The organism is Trabulsiella guamensis ATCC 49490, from assembly GCF_000734965.1.
GTDB lineage: Bacteria > Pseudomonadota > Gammaproteobacteria > Enterobacterales > Enterobacteriaceae > Trabulsiella > Trabulsiella guamensis.
Window position 1 is genome coordinate 1 of record NZ_JMTB01000077.1, and the last position, 17,696, is coordinate 17,696.

Consider the following 17,696-nt stretch of genomic DNA (forward strand, 5'->3'; position numbering starts at 1 on the left):
CGCCCGCAATATTGGTGAACTGAAAGCCGGTGTAGAAGGTCAGCTGACGAAGAACGTCACCCTGTGGGGTAACGTCGGTCAGCAGATCGGTGACAAAGGCTACAGCGATACCGCGGCGATGATTGGTATTAAAGCCTCGTTCTGATGAAAGCGTTGCCGGGCGACGATGTTGCCCGGCAACCTGATTTTTACCGTTCCCCTCGCCCCCCACGCTGCATAATGCCCAGCGCTGTCAGCATCAAAATAAGCCCTGTCACCAGCGTCAGGGTTGCCATCGCCATCCCCTGCCCGACCGCTCCCTGTTCAAACTGACGCCAGATAAACACGGACACTGTCTGCATACCGGCAGGTGCCAGCAGCAGCGAGGTCACCAGCTCGCGGGAGGCGATCGCAAAGACCATAAGCATAGCGGCGAGCAAAGCGGGAAATACCAGCGGCAATACGATAAAACGCAACGCCTGGAATGGCGAGGCGCCATGTACGCGCGCAGCGGATTCCAGGTTGCCGCCGAGCTGACGCAACGCGCTGCCAATGTAGCGCACCGGCCACGGCAGCAATAAGCAACAATAAGAGAGCAGCAGAATAACCCAACTGTTATAGGGTGAGATGGGCCAGAACGCGCGGTTCCAGAGCAGGATCAGCCCCACGCCAACCACAATACCCGGTAGCGCCGCCGGGATCAGCGACAGCGCGTCGATGACCGCACGCCCTTTAATCTTCTGCACCACCACCAGCCACGAGGCGAGTAACCCCACCAGCCCGGTAACACACGCGGCACCCAGGGCCAGTGACAGACTGGTGCCTGACGCCAACAATGCATCCCCCTGCTGACTGAACAACGCCGCATAGTGCGATCCAGTCATATTATCCAGCTTCACACCGCCCGACAGCGTCAACAACACCCCGGACAACGCCATTGACGCGCCAGGTAACACCACAGCCAGCAATCCGACGACAGTCATCAAAATGACCATCGGTATCGCCAGCAGACCTGGTTCCGCCCCGCAATTCTCCGTCGGCTTGCCGGTAATACTGGTGACCTCTTTTTTACCGGTCAGCGTGCGCTGTAACCACCACGCACAAAGCGCGATCGCCACCAGCACCACGGAAAGCAATGATGCGCCGGAGAGATCGACTGGCCAGTCGGCGAGCTTTTTCTCAATGCCGGTCGTCAGCATCACGACGCCGGAGCGCGTTCCCAGCGCCGCGGGGACGCCGAACTCCTCAATCGCCAGCGTAAAAGCGAGCAGCATTCCCGCCGCCAGCGCCGGGGAAACCATCGGCAATGTGATATGCCAGAACGCCCGCCATGCACTGGCACCGTGTACGCGGGCGACCAGAGACAGACGTTGTCCGCTGGCCAGCAGGCTGCGCGACACCGCGAAATAGACGACCGGGAAAATGTTCAGCGCCATCACCAGCACGATACCGGTTTTGCTGAACAGCAAATCATTAAGGTCGATACCCGTTAACTGCTCAAGATACCCCCTGCGCTGTAACACCAGCATCCAGGAGAGCGCCGCGATGTAAGGCGGCGTCAGGAATGGGATCAGAAATAGCAGATCCCACAATCGAGGGAATGGAAGCGAAAACAGCCCTCGCGCGACGCCCAGCGGAAAACCAATCAACGCGCTGACCAGCGCCACGCCGAGCGCAATCTGTAAAGTTCCGCCGAGCATGTCTGGTAACTGCGGTTCCGCCAGCAATGCGGAAACACCACTGAACGCATGCGCAAACGACCCGGCGCTGAATTGCGGAAACACTGCCTGCAGCACAATAAACACCAGTGGCAGTGCCACCAGAACCACCAGCAGCACCAGCGTTGCCGCAGAAAGGATTTTCTGTTTCACGGTATGATCCTGAAAACGGGGTTGCCCCCGTTATCGTTATAAGGAGAAAAGCGCGCTGAAGCGTTTAAGAACATCACCACGCTCGCTGGTACCATCGCTTTTGGTCGGCAGGACATTCAGCTCATTGAACAGCGGGCGTTTAGCCGGAACATCATTGCGGGCAGGCATCAGCCAGGCGTCCGCCACCATGGTCTGGCCTTCCGGAGACAGCACATAGTCAACAAACGCTTTCGCGTCGTCGCTGTGTTGCGTGGATTTGAGGATCATCATCGGACGCGGCGCAATAACCGTGCCGCTGGCCGGGAAAATCACCTTTAGCGACTCACCCTGGCTGATATTGCCATAGGACACATAATCCACCGCGCCGAAGACCGCCGCTTTCGCACCCTGCATCACCGGCGTCACCGCCTGTGCGTTGGGGCCACTCACCACCATGCCGTTCTTTTTCAGCGCATCAAACAGCGCCCAGGCTTTATCGCCCATACCGTTTTGCAGGCCAATCAACAGATCCAGCGATGCGCCGGACAGCGACGGATCCGGCGTCGTGACGTTGTCTTTAAATGCTGCGGTAGTCAGATCCTGCCACTCTTTCGGCTCCGGCGTCCCGCTTTTGGTATTCCATACGATGCCAAGCGCCGACACGCCCTGGGCGACGTAATCCGTCGATTTCAGTTGCGCAGGCACCTTGTCAGCATTGGCACTCTGATACGGCAACAGCCAGCCGCGGTTATGCAGATCTTCCGCCGTATCCACCGACGCGGAAATCAGAATATCAGCTTGTGGATTGGCCTGTTCAGCCTCCAGACGCGCCATCACTTTGCCAGTGGTCGCCTGGAAAATATTGACCTTCACGCCGTTTTTTTTCTCAAACCCGGTCGCCAGATTTTTCGCCAGCGAGCCTGGGCCCGCCGTGTACACGGTCAGCGCCTGAGCGCTGGACATCATGACGGAAGAGAACACCATCGCTAACAGCACTCCTTTTTTCATGGACATTACGGTTTTCATGCGAACTCCCCTGAGGATGAAGTAACAAGGCGGTCGACAGCGACGCTGCCAGCCGATAAATGCACAATCCGGTCAGCGAGAATTTCCGCTTCCCGGCGGTCATGAGTGACATAGATGGCAGTGGTGCCGAGCTGGCGCAACAGGCCGGCCATCTCGAGGCACAGCGATTCACGAAGTTCACTGTCGAGATTCGAGAGCGGTTCATCGAAGAGCAGCACGCGGGGTTCGGCAACGATGGCGCGCGCCAGCGCCACGCGCTGCTGCTGACCGCCGGATAACCCTGACGGTTTACGATCGAGGAATTCAGCCAGTCCGACCCGTGTCAGTGCCTGCACCACCCGTGCGTCTCGTTCGCGGCGCGGAACATTGCGCATCTTCAGCGGAAACGCCACATTCTGCGCGACCGTCATGTGCGGCCACAGCGCGTAATCCTGGAAAACCATGCCGATATCGCGCGCTTCAGGCGGCAACGACCACCCCGCTTTAGCGACCAGACGTTCACCAAAATGGATTTCACCGGCTTCGGGAGGCGTCAGTCCGGCCAGCAGACGCAACAGCGTGCTTTTGCCGCAACCTGACGGGCCAAGTAGCGCGACCACGCTTCCGGCAGCAATGTGGAGATCGATATCATGCAAAACGCGGTGCTGACCAAAGGCATAAGAGACGCCCTTGAGATCAATGGCAGTGAACACCAGGGGAGCCAACATATTGTTATCCTCTTTGGGATTTAATGACCGCCACTGTAGGCTGCGTTTATGACCGCGCAATGACAGCGTGGTGATGCCCTAATTTCAGACGTTTTTTGATAAGGAAACGCGGGGGAGGTTATTGCTGCTGGTTTTTCAGCATGGTCGCCAGATTAATGGCTTCAATCAGTTTAGCCCGGTCGATGCGCGGACTGTTGGCATCCAGCAACTGCTGCCAGAGGGCGATCGCCTGTTTGTAGTCGGCGGTCATGAACGCGTCGGAAGCCAGTAACATCAGCGCAGTGACTTCACCGGCATCCAGCGCCAGCGCATGGTCGATCATCTTGCGGGTCTCAGGCGTGATGTTCTGCCCTGCCTGATAATAGAGCACCGTCGCCATCGCCGCGTAGAGTTCCGCATTTTCACCACGCAGGGCCAGCGCCCGCTGATAGGCCAGCAGAGCGTTGTCAAACGCGTTGCGATAAAGGTAATACTCGCCGAGCGTCGCCCACAGGGCGCTGTCCTGCGGCGTGGCGCGAATTTTGTCCTGCAGGGCGATGAGCTGTTTTTCGGGCTCTCGTTCGGCGGAAAATGCGCGCAGTGGATCGGCAAGACGCTGCTGTTCGGCCATCACGGCAGCCGGTCGCGATGACAGCCCGTAGCCAGTCAGACATGCCAGCATCACCAGCACCGCAGCGGCGCACAGCAGACGTACCGGCACCGGGCTATGCGTCGCCTGAGTCGCCTGAGTCGCCTGAGATCCCCGCAGATCCTGTTGCAGTTCGTGAGCCAGCGTGTCGCCCACCGTGCCCGGTAACGCCCGGGCAGCCTTGCGGAAAATGCCGCCCAGTAACAGGATCAACAGTACCGGCAGACCCCATAAGATCCACGTCTGCGGTTTTAGCGGCGGACTGTAGAGGACGAAATCACCATAGCGCTGCGTCATCCAGCGGGTGATCTCTGCTTCGCTCTTCCCTTCCGCCACCATAGTAAACACCTGATGACGCATACTGACCGCCACTGGCGCGTTGGATTCCAGTAAGTTCTGATTCTGACATTGCGGGCAGCGGAGCTGACGGGCAATACTGAGCGACGTTTCCTGTTGCTGAGCGCTGGCAAACGTCCAGGTATCGACAATCTGCGCCTGCGCGCTGCCTGCCATCCACAGCGATAACAGAAAGAGAATAACTCTAGTCATGGCAACGTCTCCCGCGCCAGCCACTCAGCAGAGCACCGGCGATCATCAACAAGCCGCCGCCCCAGATCCAGCGAATGCCTGTCTGCACATAAAAACGCATGGCAAAACGATTCTCACCGGTTTTTTCGCCGATCACCACATAGCGGTCATGCAGCAAATCCCAGTTAATGGCGGGTTCAACCATCTGCTGGCGACGCGCGGAATAGTAGCGGCGTTCCGGGGTCAGCGTACCGAGACGTTCGTCATTTTTATAAATGTCGATAAACGCCTTTTCGGTGGTGTAATTATCCTTCGCCCGTTGTTCCAGCCGTTCGAAACGGAACGTATAACCTGCCAGCGTCACGCTTTGCTTCAGGGCGAGATTGATGCTGATCTCCTGGCGGCTGCCGCTGGAGAAGATAATGCCGGCCGCGACCAGCAGCACGCCGGTATGCGCCAGCAACGCGGGCAACTGCCGCTTCAACAGACTCAGGGGTTGCCCCCACAGCGACACCATCACACCAGCGACCAGCCCGCCGGGAAGCGCCACCTGCGCACCCTGTGACCAGCAAAACGCCACCGTCGCCAGCGAAATGACGAGGATACCTGCCCTGCGCCAACAGTTACTGGCCGGCGAGCGCTTCCAGAAAGCCCCTGCGGCCAGGCCGAGCGTTATCAGCATCAGCAGGCCAAACGGCAGTGTGGCGAGGTTAAAATAGGGAGCACCAACGGAAAGTCTTCCCCCACCCGCCAGACCATACAGCATCGGATAAAGCGTGCCGATCAGGACAATCAGCAACACGGCAGCGAACAGCAACAACGATACAAGGATTAACATTTCCCGCGACCGGGCGGTATAACGCGCCGCCGGGCGTTCCATCCGCGCCCGCCAGCCATACAGCAACAACGAGCCCAGGCTTAACAGCGCGAACAGCGCAAAAAGCGGTACCGCGCGCACGTTATCCAGCGCAAACGCATGTACCGACACCAGGATCCCCGAGCGGACGATGAGTGTACCAAGCAGTGACAGGATCATGGTCAGTATCGCCAGCAGCAACGACCAGTGGCGATAAATCCCTCGCTGCCGCGACGCAAACAGGCTGTGCAATAGCGCGGTCGCTGACAGCCAGGGCATCAGTGAGGCATTTTCTACCGGGTCCCAGAACCACCAGCCACCCCAGCCCAGCTCACAATAGGCCCACCACGATCCCAGCAGGATACCGAGCGTCAGCGCGCACCAGCCAGGCAATGCCCAACGCCAGCAAACCCACGCCACCGCCGCGCTGAACCCGCCGCGCAACAATGACGCCAGTGCGACGGCAGCAGCCACGATCAATCCACCATAGCCGAGATAGAGCAGCGGCGGATGCAGAATCAGCCCGATGTGTTGCAGCATCGGGTTGAGGTCACGCCCTTCCACCGCAGGCGGAAACAGGCGAACGAAAGGATCCGACCAGAGGACAACAAACAGCAGCAACGAGGCGGTCAGCACCGACAGGAGCGCCAGCGTCCACGCGAACAACGGGTCAGTTTGTTGCCGGTAGCGCCAGGCGAACAGCGCGCTCCAGCCGGAAAGGAAGAAAATCCACAGCAGCAGGGAGCCTTCATGTCCGCCCCATACTGCCGCGATTTTAAGCCCCAGAGGCAACGCACGGTGGCTATGTTGAGCAACGTAGACCACCGTGAAGTTATCGCTGATGAAACTCTGAACCAGTATCGCAAACGCCAGCAGCAGGAAAGTAAACTGCAACCACACACCGACGACCGCAAGGCGAGTCATACCCCGCCAGCGCAGGCGAACGCCCGTGAGCGTCGCCAGCGGGGTCAGCAGGCTGGCCCCGAGGCTAAGCAGTAATGCCAGAAAACCCGCTTCGGGTACAAACAGTTCCAGAAATCACCTTGCCGGGCTTACGCCACTGTTAACTGTCCTGCATAAAGAATGAAGAAACGCAGCAGCAGGACGCCTGTCAGACTGGCACCGCTGACAATGAGCGCGCCAACAAAGGCAGAATCACGCGTCGCCCACCGTTTCAACAACAATGGTACTACCAGACCAATACCCGCCACGCCAATCCAGAACCACCATGTCCAGAACCCGCCGCCCAGCGCGGCAACCAGCGCACGCATTTTGCCGTCATCGCCCAGCGCCAGCCCGACGAAAAAGGCCACCAGCAGGAAGACTTCCAGCCAGAAGACCGGTTTTTCGACGCGGTGGATAAAGTGGAGTTCTGTACTGTGCGGGTTATTGCGGTGACGAAACGCCATCGCGATCAATGCCACTGCCGCACCGGATGAGATGCCCGAAAACAGGAACAGCACCGGTAACACCGGGTTATTCAGGAACGGGTAGGACTTGAGCGCCGAGAGCAGGAAACCCGTATAGGCGCCCAGCAGCACGGCCAGCACCAGCATGACCGTTTCCAGTGGTCGCTGGAGCGTCGTCAGCAGTTTCAGCACCTTCTCAACAAACGTCAGACGCGGAAAGTACTTCTGTTGCAGCGCGATCGTCTCGTTTTCGAAAATTTCCGCCAGCCACAGGATCAGCACCACCATGTAAACCTGGAACAGCAGTACCCCCATCGACATCACTGACGTCAGGCTGTAGTTGAACATCAACATCCAGAATGTCCATGGCCGCGCCAGATGGAAGATGAGAATCACCAGGCCAAGAATAATAGTGGATGGTGCGACGAACAGGGTGGTGCGCATCAGCGAACTTTCTGCGGTTCCCTCGGAAGGATGAAAACGGCGCAGAAGTACAGCCAGCGTCACCAACCCGGCAGAAATACCGATCAGGAACAGGTAAATCGCAATCGGCCAGTCCCAGACCAGCGACTCAAAATGGAAAGCAGAAGCGGGGGTCATTGGCTCACCTCTCCATATTTAAAAGGGACGCGATAGACTTTCGGCTTCGTTCCCAACGCCAGCTTGAAGCGGTAAGTCGCTTTTTGCTGCAACAGGCAAGAGATCTCGCTGTTGGGATCGTCCAGATTGCCAAAGGTGAGCGCTTTCGTCGGACAGGATTCAACACAGGCAGGCAGTTTTCCCTGTCTGAGGTTGGTCTTCCGGCAAAAATCGCATTTATCCGCCGTCTTGCTAACCGGATGGATAAAACGAACGCGGTACGGACAAGCAGCGATACAGTACTGGCAACCCACGCAAAGGTCTGGATTCACGTCCACAATACCATTTGCCGCGTCACGATAAGAGGCGCCGGTCGGGCACACATCTACGCAAGGCGCAAGATCGCAGTGCTGGCATGAATGGCGGAAAAACCGATATTTCACGTCCGGGAATTCGCCAATCGGCTCGCTGCGAATGATGGTAAGCCGCGATACGCCTTCCGGGACGTTATTCACCTCCCGGCAGGCATCCATACAGGCGGTACAGCCGATGCACAACGACTCGTCGTGGATCATGCCGTAACGCACTCCGTTAATATTCAGCGTTTTTGCCACAATCTGCCCCGCCGCCCCGCTGATCGCAATCAGCGCGCCCATACGGGTGATTAGCTGGCGACGTGAACAACTCATGGCTGCTCCTTAAACAGGGGCACTGACGCCGGATTAAAGTGCGGATTGGTACGCTGATCGCTGTGGCAATCTACGCACAACTTAATCCGCCCTTTATCGTCCAGCGCCCGCATCTTATCCTGCTGTGGATGCAATTGGTGGCAACTGGCGCAGGCCACTTTTGTCTCATGGACATCGTGAGGCCAGAACGCTTTCTGTAACTGTTCCGGTAAATGGCAGGACATACAGACACTATTCTGCTGCTCTACCGTATACATCGGATTGTTGAAACGCATGACATCTTTCACACCTTCACGGTGTTTCGGCGATGGCTTACCGTGACAATTGGTACAGGTTACGGGCAGTTTATTACCCGGGTTAATCGCTGACGCATGTTTGCCGTGCATCCCCTCAGTATTGGGTTTGTGGCAGTCAAGACATGCGGCATCCGGATTGCGCTGCTGGGTCACCGTCCAGCGCTGGTCGGGATCCTGTGGCGCTGGCGTTTCGGACATCCCGGAAAGGCTCCATAACAGGCCTGACGCCAGCACCCCGGCAGTTAATAACGAACGTAGTACGCTCATATTCACTCCATTGATCAATCCGCCCCGCAAGGGGCGGATACAGGGGTTATTGGCTTAACAGACCGTTTTTACGTGCCTGCTCTTCCCATTGCGGAACTACCGTTTTCAGGAAGTCCTCTTTTTCAGCTTTGATCTGCTGCATGTTCAGGCCGATTGCTGCCTGGGCTTTCTCTTTCGTTGAGATATCCGGCATTGGAATTTCATGGGTGATACCCATAGTGGCCAGCAGACGAACCAGTTTGGTACGTGCATCAGCGGCTTTATCCAGCGCGCCGCCGAGCATCCGCAACCCCTCATCCGGCGCGTGCATATGGATACCGTGAGAAGCGATAGCCAGGTCCCAGCGCCACTGCGCATGACGGATATCCGCCAGAATCGGTTTCATGTCTGCTTCTTTCGCGCCCGCATCCCACGCGGCTTTCGCTTCAAAGTGAGCACGCACAATCTGATCTTCCACTTTCAGCTTCAGCACGCGAATCGCTTCTTTACGCTCGGCAACGATGTTCTGCAGCGTGGCTTTATCCTGGGTATGGCAGTTCACACAGGTCTGCTCGAAGTTATCGAATGGATTGCCGATCTTGTGGCTGGTGTAAGTTTTGCCTTCGGCGTTCTGCACTTTCGGCATGTGGCAGTCAATACAGGTCACATTATTTTTGCCGTGGATGCCAACAGTCCAGGTTTCATACTCAGGGTGCTGCGCTTTCAGCATCGGGGTTTTGGACAGTGGGTTAACCCAGTCAGCAAAGGTAATGGCGTCGTAGTACTTCTCCATATCCTCAACTTTCATGCCGTCATCCCACGGGAATTTCACGGCTTTGTTTGCGCCATCGAAGTGGTATTCAACGTGGCACTGAGCACATACCATCGATTGCTGATCGAAACGGCTGGCCTTCTCAAATGGCTTGCCAATGGTTTCCATCGCACGCGCGGCATACGGACGTGACAGGGTCAACGCCGGTTTGCCCTGTGCAAAATCAGGAGAAGCGGTATTGTGGCAGTCGGCACAGCCTAAATTATTGACGATTTCCGGGCCGCCGCGTGCCCATTTACCGTGGAAGTAACCGTCTTCACCCTCTTTCTGGATCAGACGCGCCACATCCGGGCTCTTACAGCTCCAGCAGGCCATTGGCAGCGGACCATCTTCCGCGTTTTTCGGCGCACCGGTACGCAGCGTCTCGCGGACGTCAGTCACCGCGTAAGCATGACCGCGAGGTTTGTTATAGTCGCGAGAGAAAGGGTACCCCGCCCAGAGGATGACCAGACGAGGATCTTCAGCCAGCGCGTCAACGCGATCTGACTGCTCGCTGGTAGCTTTCCAGGACTGATACTGATCAGGGTTTTTAGAGGCGAAGGTTTCGTTCTTTGCCTCAATGGGTGCAGATTTTGCGGGTACAGCCGTTGGTTCAGCATTGGCGCTAAAGATAAAGCAGAGGGGAAGAATCAAGCTGAAAATACGGCGTGCGCTTATTTTTATCCTTGCCATAGGGGCCTCGTCCAGATTGCGCCACCGGGTAAAATGGCGGCTCTGTTATTTTTCTTCCATGACAGTAACCGCACAAAAAACCGTCATGACATTACTCATTTCTATATGTAACAAAAAACCACAACAATAATGTTGTTTTTAATCAAATGTAAATGCATGTTAAATACACCTTTAGGGTTAGATCGCCGCACTGAAATCAATAAACCCGTAAACCCTTTGTTGGTATGATTTATAAGAACAAGATAACTCTTTGTTATTAAATAATTTTTATATTTTTCGTTTTTTCTGTCTATGGCGATGTGTCAGAAAGCTGAAATCATGAAGACCCTATTTCTATGAATACTTATTTTTGCGACGTGGCATGAACATTGAGCCGTTTTCCCTTATTGCCCCTGACATAAATAAGGTAATATTTGTTCTTATCGCACTGGTGCGAATCTGGAAAATCACACACGCAATAACAATAATGAATAATACCCTTGAGGTACTTTATGGCCATGGAGTCTGTTATGCCTGGGACCACCTCCTTTCAGGTGATGATCGTGGACGACCATCCCCTCATGAGACGAGGGATTCGTCAGTTACTGGAACTCGACAGTGTTTTTAACGTAGTTGCTGAAGCGGGCGATGGTCAGACAGCCATTGAACTTGCGAATCAGAACGACCTCGATCTCATCCTGCTCGACCTCAATATGGGAAGAATGAGCGGACTGGACACACTCAGGGCGCTGCGCCGAGATGGCGTCACCGCGCGAATCGTCATTCTTACGGTTTCCGACGCAGCCAGTGACATCTACGCGATGATCGATGCAGGCGCAGATGGCTATTTGCTAAAAGACGGCGAGCCGGAGGAGCTGCTGGAGTCCATCCGCAACAGCGCCAACGGCGGCGATGCGTTTAGTGAGCGGGTATTCGCTTACCTGCAGGAGCGCGAGAACGCCGGAGGCACAAATGATCTTTTTAGCGTCCTGACCGAACGTGAGCTGGATGTATTGCATGAACTGGCGCGCGGCCTGTCGAATAAACAGATTGCGTCAGTGCTGGATATCTCCGAACAGACGGTGAAAGTGCATATTCGCAATCTGCTGCGCAAACTCAACGTCCGTTCACGGGTTGCCGCGACGATCCTGTTCCTGCAAACGCGCGGCATTCAGTAATTCTTGCTGACAGTCGTTAGCTGCCACCCCGCTGTTGTATTGCCTGTGCGATGCTGCGCTCAATGATGGCGCGGCGCTGATCACCGCCAGGCAGTAGCTTCAGCATCAGTTGCCATGACGAAATCGCCTCATCGTAGCGCTGCTCTTCAAAAGCGTTAAAGGCATACAGACTAAGCACCCGCACATCAGCATGATTCGTTTTCACCAGCGCGCGAAGTAACTCACCGCCGCGGCGGTTGTCATTGCTGTCCGGCGAGCGGATCAGCACCTGAGCGTATCCCACAGCCACTTCACTGTTGGTGGGCGCCAGCGCATAAGCGCGCCCCCACGCATCTGTCGCCGTGCTGGCATTATCCAGTACCATCCCGATACGCCCCAGCATCATCCAGCCATCAACATCATTGGGTTTATTCTGCAATTGCGTCCGCAGCCCCAGCGCCAGACGTGACATCTCCTCGACGTTAAGCGCTTTCGCTTTTTGATCAAGCACGCGCCCCATCAGCTCATCGGTTTGCGCCGTCGCCAGGTTCCAGACTCGCACCTTCGCATAGCCGCCGACCTGGTAGTAAGCCCAGCCGCTGAGACTCAGCGCCACCACCACACCCGGCACCAGCAGCCATAAATTCAGCGGTGCCGCAGCAGTCGGCTGTGGCACAACTTCATCTTTCGCTTTCAACACCCGGCGCCGCGTACGGGCAAAAATCACCCATCCGCCCGCCAGTACCGCCACCGCCGGGATCAACCACAGCAGCACCGTCAGTGGCGTGAGCGGTGGATCGTAGGTGACGAAATTGCCGTAGCGCGCCACCATGTAATCGATCACTTCCTGCTTGCTCTTCCCTTCCTGCATCAGTTCATACACCTTCTGACGCATGTCAACGGAGATCATGGAATTGGAGTCGGCAATGCTGTTGTTCTGGCATTTCGGGCAACGCAGTTCGGCAGTCAGTTGCCGGAACTGTTGCTCCTGCGCCTCATCGCGAAACGTCATCACGTCAGTCGTCGCAAAGGCGACAGCGGAAAACAGCACCAACAGGCTGAACAGTAGCGCTCTCATGATTTCGCCTCCTGACTGTAGCGATCCCACAGCGGTTTCACTTCCTGTTCCCAGACTTTTATATTCATATCACCGGCGTGGCGATAGCGAATAATCCCTTTGCCATCAATAAGAAACGTTTCTGGCGCGCCGTAGACGCCGAGATCCAGTCCCAGCATGCCGTCACCGTCAAACAGGCTTAACGCATACGGATTACCCAGTTCTTTCAGCCAGGTCATCGCTTTCGCCCGTTCATCTTTATAGTTCATGCCCACCACGCGCACGCCCTGCGCGGCAAGCTGGTTGAGGAACTGATGTTCCGCACGGCAGGTCGGGCACCAGGTCGCCCAGACGTTCAGCAGCACAGGTTTCCCCTGCGTCAGCACTGCCGCGTCATACACTTTTCCCGGCTCGTCCAGCGACTCCAGACGGAACGCCGGTACCGGTTTGCCAATCAACGCCGATTCGAGATTCGTCGGGGTATCACCCTCAGCATTGCGCGCCAGCTGCCACAACAGCGCCGCGGCAATGGCGAGGAAAATGAAAAAGGGGATCAGCAGAACATTACGCTTCATGTGGCCTCCTGCGATAACGCGGGTCGAACAGACAGCACAGGCCACCTAACGACATCAGAATACCGCCCGCCCAGATCCAGCGGATGAACGGTTTGTAATAGAGGCGAACCGCCCACGCGCCGTTATCCAGTTCTTCACCCAGCGCCGCATACAGATCACGCGTCACGCCGCCATCAACCGCGGCTTCCGTCATCATCATGCTGCTGGAGTTATAAAAGCGTTTTTCGGCATGCAACGTCGCTTCAGGCTTGCCATTACGGGTGACGTCGATGATCGCCGCGCCGCCGCGCCAGTTCGGACCGGTACGCTCTTCCACCTGACGGAAAATAAAGCGATAGTTGTGAATATCAACCGAATCGCCTGCCTTCATGCGTACGTCACGTTCCACGCTATAGTTCTGACTGAACGCGATACCGACCACGGTCACCGCCAGTCCAATATGCCCGAGCACCATGCCGCAATAGCTGGCGGTGAGTTTGTTGCCCTTCTTCAGGCGCAGGACGACTTCCGCAAAAACCAGCACCAGCACCCAGCTCGCCATCGCCAGACCGGCCACGGTCATTGCCATGATGTGATCCTGTAGCAACAGCGGCAGCAGCAACGACAGTGCCAGCGTCGACATCAGCGCCAGCAGGAACAATTTTTTGTATCTGCCGGGGCGATCGCGTCCCCAGCGAATCAGCGGGCCAATACCCAGCAGCAGCGCAAACGGTGCCATCAGCGCGCTGAATAACGTATTAAAGAACGGCTCACCGACAGAGATACTGCCAAGTCCCAGCTGTTTATGCACCAGCGGCAGCAGCGTGCCCAGCAACACCACCAGCATCGCCGCCACCAGCAGGACGTTATTAGCGAGCAGTAATGACTCGCGGGACCACAGCGCGTTATTCACCCGAGACCGCACGCGATGCCCTCTGACCGCAAACAACAGTAAGGAACCGCCGATCACCAGCACCATAAAGGCCAGAATAAACATCCCGCGCGCCGGATCAGAGGCAAACGCGTGAACGGAGACCAGTACCCCGGAACGCACCAGGAAGGTGCCGAGCAGACAGAGCGAAAACGCGGTGATCGCCAGCAGCAACGTCCAGGCTTTAAAGCTGGCACGCTGTTCGGTGACCGCCAGCGAGTGCATCAGTGCGGTGCCCACCAGCCACGGCATAAACGAGGCGTTTTCGACCGGATCCCAGAACCACCAGCCGCCCCAGCCCAGCTCGTAATATGCCCAGGCAGAGCCCAGCACAATACCCAGCGTCAGAAATATCCACGCCGCCAGCGTCCAGGGGCGAGAAAAACGCGCGTAAGTGCTGTCGAGACGACCGCTCAATAATGAAGCAATGGCAAAGGCAAAGGCCACCGAGAAGCCGACATAGCCCATATAAAGCAATGGCGGGTGGAAAATCAGCCCTGGATCCTGCAATAGCGGATTGAGATCGCGTCCTTCTATCGGGAATTCCGGCAGGGTACGGTTAAATGGGTTGGAGGTGAACAGGATAAAGACCAGAAAGCCGACGCTCACCATGCCCATCACCGCCAGCACCCGCGCGACGATATCGAGCGGGATCGCGCGGCTGAAGATAGCTACGGCAAACGTCCAGCCACTCATCAACAGTACCCATAACAGGAGTGAGCCTTCATGAGCGCCCCAGGTCGCCGCGACGCGATACCAGACCGGCAACTGTGTATTGGAGTTGCTGGCGACATACAACACGGTGAAATCATTGACCACAAAGGCGTGGATCAGAATGGCAAAGGCGCCACAGACCACAATAAACAACAGCCAGGCGAGCGGACGCGCCATCGCCATCAGGCGCGTGTCGCCTCTTGCCACACCCAACAGTGGATAGCCGGAGAGCAAAAGCGCCAGGCCGAGCGCCAGACACAGCAACGCATTGCCGACTTCAGGCATCATGAGGCGTTTTCCTTGTAGAAACTGGCGGGACGACGATGGTTATCCTGCATCGCTTTTTCCACTTCAGGCGGTGTGTAGTTCTCGTCATGCTTCGCCAGCACCTCTTTTGCCACCACGCTGTCGCCTTTTTGCAGTTCACCCTGCACCACGACGCCCTGCCCTTCACGGAACAGATCCGGCAGAATGCCTTCGTAACTGACGTTGATTTCTGCTTCCGCGTCGTAGACAGTGAAAGTCACTTTCAGCGAATCCGGATCACGCTTCACGCTGCCCGGCATCACCATACCGCCGACGCGCAGACGCTGCCCCACTTCCGGCAACTGGTGCGTCTCGCGCTTGCCGTAGACGATTTCGCCAGGCGTATAAAAAAGGTCAATATTCGAACGCAGGGCGTAGAGCACCAGCGTTGCCGTCAGGGCTAAACCCGCCAGCACAGCGAGCGCCAGCCACAAACGGTTTTTACGACGAATATTCATGCAAGCTCCTTCTGCATTTTCGCGGCACGCATGCGCGCTTCCCTTTCCTGCTGTTGCTTAAGCCCACGCAAAATGGCGCGATGCTGCGCCCAGCTATGGAAACAGAGCGCCAGCAGGGGAAAAACAGTAAAACCGACGGCCAGCCAGACATAAAAGCCGTAACCGCCCATGGCAAAAAAATCAGACCAGGATGCAAATGCGCTGTTCACAAGCGACCTCGCTTAGCGATAAGCTCGCTGACCCACGGGCGACGGCGCTCCTGTAGCAAAATCAGGGTACGCATTCGCATCAGGGTAAGGGTGACGAAAAGAAGCAGGAAGCCCACAATTGACCAGCGCAGCGGCGTACGCATCAACGGGGAGATACTTTGCTGCATGCGGGTCGACCCCTGATGCAACGTATTCCACCACTCCACGGAGTAGTGAATAATCGGCAGATTGACGACGCCAATCAGCACCAGGATCCCGACCGCACGCCCGGCGATTTTGCGGTCTTCAAAGGCGTACCACAGCGCGATGGCACCAACGTAGAGAAACAGCAACACCAGTTCAGAGGTCAGGCGGGCGTCCCATACCCACCAGGTCCCCCACATGGGTTTGCCCCAGGCAGATCCCGTGACCAGTGCGATGAAGGTGAAAACGGCACCGACCGGGGCCATCGCGGCGACGGCAAGGTTAGCCATTTTCATTTGCCACACCAGGCCGATAAACGCTGCGATCGCCATGGAAGCGTAAATCCCCATCGACCAGATAGCCGCCGGGACGTGCAGATAAATAATGCGGTAGCTTTGTCCCTGCTGATAATCCGAGGGCGCGAAGCCGAATCCCCAGATCCAGCCTGTCAGCAGTACCAACAGGCTGGCGATGGCGAACCAGGGAATAAGCACGCTGCAGAGCCGATAGAGTCGGGGCGGTATCGCCAGTTGATGAAGTTGTTTCCACATAGTTGTCACCCAATCCTTTCGCATCCAGTTACTGCATGCTGATGCGTAACGCTGCTGCAGTCACAAAGGGACTTAACGTTGCACTGCCTGCCAGCAGCGCACCAAGTATTGCCAGATAGCCGTCAACCGGCAGATGCATTGTCGCGGCGTCAATCGCCGCTGTCGCAAAAATCAGCAGTGGGATGGTTAATGGCAACACCAGCACACTGAGTAATACGCCACCACGCTTGATACCGACCGTCAGCCCGACGCCTGGCGCGCCGAGGAAACCCAGTGTCGGCGTTCCCAGCAACAGCGTCAGCGCCATCACCTGCCAGGTGTGAACATCCATGCCCATCAGCAAAGCCGCCAACGGAGAGAGGATAATCAGCGGTAGTCCGGTCACCACCCAATGCGCAAGCACTTTAGCCAGCACCACCGCTGGTAATGGCAGCGGTAACAACATCAGTTGCTCAAGGCTGCCGTCCTGCAGGTCATCGCGAAACAGACGTTCCAGCGCCAGCAACGAGGCAAGTAGCGCAGCGACCCAGATTACGCCTGGCGTGATGCGTACCAGCAGTTGCGGTTCAGGCCCAATACCCAACGGAAACAGAGTGATAACGATTAAGAAGAACCATAACGGATTTGCGATGTCCGCGCTGTGACGAAACGCTACCCGTAGCTCAAGTCGGAAAATTTGCCACATTATGCCGCACCTCCCGTCAGGGCGACGCGGCGCAGTTTATCGTCGCCGACATGAAGCGGCTGATGGGTCGTGAGGATCACCATGCCACCCTGCTCCGTATGGGCGCTCATCTGCGCGGTCAGATGTTCAACGCCAGTAACATCAATGGCGGTAAACGGCTCATCGAGGATCCACAGCGGTGCGCGGCTCAGCCACAGGCGCGACAAGGCAACGCGGCGCTGCTGGCCTGCGGAAAGTTGATTAACGGGAATATCTTCAAAACCGGCCAGCCCTGCCTGCGCCAGCGCGGAAAAGCAGGCCTGCAAGGAGCTGTCGTGGTGGAAAAAACGTAAATTCTCAAGCGCGGTCAGCCGGGCTTTAATACCCGGCTGATGACCTATCCAGAGAAGTTGTTGGTGGAACACATCCCGTTGTCGGGAGACTGGCGTTCCTTGCCAGAGCACCTCCCCGTCATCGGGACGCGATAGCCCAGTCAGCAGGCGCAGCAAGGTTGTTTTGCCCGCGCCATTACCGCCGGTGATTTGCACCCACTCACCTGCGTTGACCTCAAACGACAGGTCGCTAAACAGTACCCTGTCGTCTCGTTCGCAGTACAACGTTACCACTTCAAGCATG

Annotated in this window: 18 protein-coding genes and 1 pseudogene; 2 read left to right on the forward strand and 17 right to left on the reverse strand. The window is 56.8% G+C overall.

Annotated features, from left to right (window positions below):
• A partial coding sequence (locus GTGU_RS26845; protein WP_156963996.1) for an autotransporter outer membrane beta-barrel domain-containing protein occupies positions 1-145 on the forward strand: 145 nt, incomplete at its 5' end.
• 43 nt (positions 146-188) lie between these two features.
• Here GTGU_RS26845 and GTGU_RS11080 read toward each other — a convergent pair.
• From GTGU_RS11080 to nrfA, 9 genes and pseudogenes are all read right to left on the reverse strand, one after another.
• Positions 189-1,850, reverse strand: coding sequence for an ABC transporter permease (locus GTGU_RS11080; RefSeq protein ID WP_038156773.1), 1,662 nt, complete (start codon positions 1,848-1,850; stop codon positions 189-191).
• A 36-nt stretch (positions 1,851-1,886) separates the two neighbouring features.
• A complete protein-coding gene (locus GTGU_RS11085; protein ID WP_038156775.1) occupies positions 1,887-2,855 on the reverse strand; it encodes an ABC transporter substrate-binding protein in 969 nt (322 codons plus the stop codon).
• Entirely contained in the window at positions 2,852-3,562 is a 711-nt protein-coding gene (locus GTGU_RS11090; RefSeq protein WP_038156777.1) for an ABC transporter ATP-binding protein, read from the reverse strand. The genes GTGU_RS11085 and GTGU_RS11090 overlap by 4 nt, the downstream gene beginning before the upstream one ends.
• A gap of 118 nt (positions 3,563-3,680) precedes the next feature.
• On the reverse strand, positions 3,681-4,310 hold the full coding sequence (nrfG, locus tag GTGU_RS26900) for a heme lyase NrfEFG subunit NrfG (RefSeq protein ID WP_425427433.1): 630 nt from the start codon (positions 4,308-4,310) through the stop codon (positions 3,681-3,683).
• 75 nt (positions 4,311-4,385) lie between these two features.
• A pseudogene (nrfF, locus tag GTGU_RS11100) lies at positions 4,386-6,609 on the reverse strand (heme lyase NrfEFG subunit NrfF); the annotation flags it as partial.
• A 17-nt stretch (positions 6,610-6,626) separates the two neighbouring features.
• Positions 6,627-7,583 (reverse strand): cytochrome c nitrite reductase subunit NrfD, encoded by a 957-nt coding sequence (gene nrfD, locus GTGU_RS11105; protein ID WP_038156787.1) that lies wholly within the window; start codon positions 7,581-7,583, stop codon positions 6,627-6,629.
• A complete protein-coding gene (gene nrfC / locus GTGU_RS11110; protein ID WP_038156789.1) occupies positions 7,580-8,251 on the reverse strand; it encodes a cytochrome c nitrite reductase Fe-S protein in 672 nt (223 codons plus the stop codon). The genes nrfD and nrfC overlap by 4 nt, the downstream gene beginning before the upstream one ends.
• A complete protein-coding gene (gene nrfB / locus GTGU_RS11115; RefSeq protein ID WP_038156791.1) occupies positions 8,248-8,814 on the reverse strand; it encodes a cytochrome c nitrite reductase pentaheme subunit in 567 nt (188 codons plus the stop codon). Before nrfB ends, nrfC begins: the two co-directional genes overlap by 4 nt.
• A 46-nt stretch (positions 8,815-8,860) precedes the next feature.
• Positions 8,861-10,297 carry an ammonia-forming nitrite reductase cytochrome c552 subunit gene (gene nrfA, locus GTGU_RS11120; protein ID WP_038156793.1) on the reverse strand — a complete coding sequence of 479 codons (1,437 nt, stop codon included), beginning with the start codon at positions 10,295-10,297 and terminating at the stop codon, positions 8,861-8,863.
• A 509-nt stretch (positions 10,298-10,806) separates the two neighbouring features.
• Between nrfA and narP the strand changes: the two genes are divergently transcribed.
• Positions 10,807-11,454, forward strand: a complete 648-nt coding sequence (gene narP / locus GTGU_RS11125; RefSeq protein ID WP_038156795.1) for a nitrate/nitrite response regulator protein NarP — start codon at positions 10,807-10,809, stop codon at positions 11,452-11,454.
• 16 nt (positions 11,455-11,470) lie between these two features.
• Here narP and GTGU_RS11130 read toward each other — a convergent pair whose 3' ends face one another.
• From GTGU_RS11130 to ccmA, 8 genes are read right to left on the reverse strand one after another with little or no spacing between them, the layout of a single operon-like run.
• Positions 11,471-12,511, reverse strand: a complete 1,041-nt coding sequence (locus GTGU_RS11130; protein ID WP_038156797.1) for a cytochrome c-type biogenesis protein CcmH — start codon at positions 12,509-12,511, stop codon at positions 11,471-11,473.
• Complete coding sequence (gene dsbE, locus GTGU_RS11135) at positions 12,508-13,065, reverse strand: thiol:disulfide interchange protein DsbE (RefSeq protein WP_038156800.1); 558 nt, start codon at positions 13,063-13,065, stop codon at positions 12,508-12,510. The genes GTGU_RS11130 and dsbE overlap by 4 nt, the downstream gene beginning before the upstream one ends.
• Positions 13,055-14,977 (reverse strand): heme lyase CcmF/NrfE family subunit, encoded by a 1,923-nt coding sequence (locus tag GTGU_RS11140; RefSeq protein WP_038156803.1) that lies wholly within the window; start codon positions 14,975-14,977, stop codon positions 13,055-13,057. Before GTGU_RS11140 ends, dsbE begins: the two co-directional genes overlap by 11 nt.
• A complete protein-coding gene (gene ccmE, locus GTGU_RS11145) occupies positions 14,974-15,453 on the reverse strand; it encodes a cytochrome c maturation protein CcmE (protein WP_038156805.1) in 480 nt (159 codons plus the stop codon). Before ccmE ends, GTGU_RS11140 begins: the two co-directional genes overlap by 4 nt.
• The gene (gene ccmD, locus GTGU_RS11150; RefSeq protein ID WP_038156808.1) at positions 15,450-15,662 is read right to left on the reverse strand and encodes a heme exporter protein CcmD; all 213 of its coding nucleotides are present in this window, start codon (positions 15,660-15,662) and stop codon (positions 15,450-15,452) included. The genes ccmE and ccmD overlap by 4 nt, the downstream gene beginning before the upstream one ends.
• The gene (locus GTGU_RS11155) at positions 15,659-16,396 is read right to left on the reverse strand and encodes a heme ABC transporter permease (protein WP_038156811.1); all 738 of its coding nucleotides are present in this window, start codon (positions 16,394-16,396) and stop codon (positions 15,659-15,661) included. Before GTGU_RS11155 ends, ccmD begins: the two co-directional genes overlap by 4 nt.
• 28 nt (positions 16,397-16,424) lie before the next feature.
• Entirely contained in the window at positions 16,425-17,081 is a 657-nt protein-coding gene (gene ccmB, locus GTGU_RS11160; protein ID WP_156964131.1) for a heme exporter protein CcmB, read from the reverse strand.
• Positions 17,081-17,695: a cytochrome c biogenesis heme-transporting ATPase CcmA gene (gene ccmA / locus GTGU_RS11165; RefSeq protein ID WP_038156815.1), complete on the reverse strand. Its 615-nt coding sequence runs from the start codon at positions 17,693-17,695 to the stop codon at positions 17,081-17,083. Before ccmA ends, ccmB begins: the two co-directional genes overlap by 1 nt.
• Position 17,696 lies beyond the last annotated feature (1 nt).